This window comes from Nonomuraea sp. B12E4 (assembly GCF_039871825.1).
Classification (GTDB): domain Bacteria; phylum Actinomycetota; class Actinomycetes; order Streptosporangiales; family Streptosporangiaceae; genus Nonomuraea.
Map to the genome: position 1 here is coordinate 1 of NZ_JBDPME010000087.1, position 1,103 is coordinate 1,103.

Sequence of the window (1,103 nt, forward strand, 5' to 3'; positions counted from 1 at the left end):
CAGTGTGCTGGTTCAGGACATAGGAAACCCATGTCGCAAGACATAGGAAACTTCAACAGAGTGTGTCTCGGGACATAGGCAACCGCCGTTGTCATGAACGTGGGCGGTGTGTCCAAGGCCAGAGTTGTCATCACCGCCGTTGTCGTCGAGGGACGCTCCCAGGCAGAGGTCGCCCGCGCGTACGGAGTGTCCAAGGGCTGGGTGTCCAAGCTCGTCGCGCGTTACCGGGCCGAGGGCGAGGCGGCGTTCGAGCCCCGATCGCGCAGGCCGCGCACCTCGCCGAACGCGATCGACGCCGACACCGTCGAGTTGATCGTCCGGCTGCGCAAGGACCTCGCCGAGCAAGGGCTGGACGCCGGCCCGGACACTATCGGCTGGCATCTCGCCCACCATCACGGGCGGACGGTGTCCCGAGCCACGATCAGCCGCCATCTCACCCGTCACGGCCTGGTGATCCCCGAGCCGAAGAAGCGGCCCCGTTCGTCCTACATCCGCTTCCAAGCGGAGATGCCGAACGAGACGTGGCAGGCCGACTTCACCCATTACCGGCTGGCCGACGGCACTGACGTCGAGATCCTGTCCTGGCTGGACGACCACTCCCGCTACGCACTGTCGGTGACCGCGCACGCCCGCGTCACCGGCCCGATCGTCCGCGACACCTTCCGCGCTGCGGTCGCCGCCCACGGCGTCCCGGCCTCCACCCTGACCGACAACGGCATGGTCTTCACCACCCGGCTGGCCGGCGGCCGCGGCGGCCGCAACGCCTTCGAACACGACCTGCGCCGCCTGCACGTGCGGCAGAAGAACTCCACCCCCAACCACCCCACCACCTGCGGCAAGGTCGAACGCTTCCAGCAGACCATGAAGAACTGGCTACGCGCCCAGCCCGACCAGCCCGCCACCCTCACCGACCTGCAGACGCTCCTGGACCGCTTCGTCGACGCCTACAACCACCACCGCCCGCACCGCTCCCTGCCGCACCGCGCCACCCCTGCGTCCGTCTACGCCGCCTCCCCCAAGGCCCTGCCCGACGGCAGCCGCGACGCCGACACCCACGCCCGCGTACGCCACGACCGCATCGACCCCTCCGGCGTCGTCACCCT

The 1,103-nt window shown here is 69.1% G+C and carries 1 protein-coding gene; it reads left to right on the plus strand.

Translation table 11 applies throughout. The features are described 5' to 3' along the window. Window positions 1–93: 93 nt before the first annotated feature. Window positions 94–1,103 (plus strand): IS481 family transposase (locus ABGB18_RS49325; RefSeq protein ID WP_347702658.1); only part of this gene is annotated, 1,010 nt, incomplete at its 3' end.